The organism is Mesorhizobium sp. B1-1-5, assembly GCF_006443065.1.
Classification (GTDB): Bacteria; Pseudomonadota; Alphaproteobacteria; order Rhizobiales; family Rhizobiaceae; genus Mesorhizobium.
In genome coordinates, this window is record NZ_VFWS01000402.1 from 1 (window position 1) to 1,376 (window position 1,376).

General features: G+C 64.8%; 4 protein-coding genes. All 4 read right to left on the bottom strand.

All coding sequences use genetic code 11. The features are described 5' to 3' along the window. Positions 1-536: DUF87 domain-containing protein (locus tag FJ980_RS31795; RefSeq protein ID WP_246676661.1), on the bottom strand; the 536-nt coding region annotated here is incomplete at its 3' end. Continuing rightward, entirely contained in the window at positions 517-720 is a 204-nt protein-coding gene (locus FJ980_RS31800) for a hypothetical protein (RefSeq protein ID WP_140547466.1), read from the bottom strand. The genes FJ980_RS31800 and FJ980_RS31795, both read right to left, overlap by 20 nt. Then, positions 717-1,184: a hypothetical protein gene (locus tag FJ980_RS31805; RefSeq protein ID WP_140547467.1), complete on the bottom strand. Its 468-nt coding sequence runs from the start codon at positions 1,182-1,184 to the stop codon at positions 717-719. The genes FJ980_RS31800 and FJ980_RS31805 overlap by 4 nt, the downstream gene beginning before the upstream one ends. After that, on the bottom strand, positions 1,181-1,376 hold a 196-nt coding region (locus FJ980_RS31810; protein ID WP_140547468.1), incomplete at its 5' end, for a winged helix-turn-helix domain-containing protein. The genes FJ980_RS31805 and FJ980_RS31810, both read right to left, overlap by 4 nt.

A 1,376-nucleotide genomic window follows, 5' to 3' on the forward strand; every position in this document is an offset into this window, starting at 1 on the left:
GCGCTGTAACGATGCTCGCGGAGATGGTGAGCGAAAATCTGGCCGCCGACACGCGCGATGTCCGCTGCGGTCAGTACGGCGACATCGAAGTGTTCCTTCAGCGTTGAAAACTCGCCATCGGGATCGATGAGCAACTGCTGGACGCGGCCGAAGGACTTCTCGAAGAGGCGGCGCAGCAGCATCGATTTGCCGGCGCCGCTGTTGCCCTGAATCAAAAGGCGGCCGTCGATCAGCTTGGCGAGGTCGATGCCGACGGGCTCACCCTTGCCGGTGGCGCCGATGTGGATGTCGCTGTCGGTGATTGGTCGCGCCGGCGCCGAGGTCTCGATCGGCAGCACGGTGGCGCGCGGTTCGCGCTCGACCGGTTCGTCTTCCTCGATGCGGACCGGCGAGGGGACGCCGGCTTCCTGTGCCAGGAGCTGGGCGACCTGCTGGTCGGCCGGCGAGAGCTTCGCCATATCCTCTGGCTTCGGGAATGCGATGCCGAACCGGCGGTCGATCGGCCGTTCGCCGGCCTCACGGACGAGATGCTGCATAGCGGCTGTCCTTTGTTGCAAGAGTTCGCCATTCCGTTGTGCCTTCGATCGCTGCCATCGCGGCATCATCCAGCGCGGCCGCCATATCGTCGGCGGCGCGGCGCAGCAGCTCGGCTGACCAATCGGCGGTGACATCGATGAGCTCTTCGAGCGCGCGTGAGGCAGTGGAGAGCGGGCCTGTCATTTGCCGCCACCAACAGTGGCAGCGTTGAGCCGATAGATTTCCGTTGCGGCCGCAAGCTGCTTGCCGAGATCCTTGATCGTCTTGGCGGCGGGATCGCCGGTCAGCACCAGGCCGGCGTTGAGCATCACATCGTTCAAGCTGAAGGTCTGCTCGACGGTGTCGACGCCGCCCTGAACTGCGACGACCGAGAACTTGCCGGCCTCGGCGCGGACCTCGCGCATCGTGTCGGGCTGCGCATAGATCTGGTTGGCGACGATTGTTGGCGACGTTGGCTGCGCAACCGGGATGGGTGCGCCCGTCTGCACCAGATGGACGCCGGCGTCGGACAGGATGCGGATGAGATGATCGGCCCGGCGGCGGACCTCATCACGGCTGTCGTCGTCCCAGTCATGCCACAGGGGGCGCACAAGGCCGAGGCGCTCACGTCGCATCCCTTCGGCGAGGATGTCGCGGACCGCTCTCATCGCGGCACCCTCACACGGTGCCTGAAGACCGGCTCGAAACCCTTCGGCTCGAACTGGTAGCCGCGACCCCAGACGGTGCGGACGACATCTAGGCCATCATTCATTTCGAGCAGCTTGGCGCGAAGTTTGCAGACGAAGACGTCGATGATCTTCTCCATCGGCTCGTCTTCGCCACCGTAGATGTGATCCATC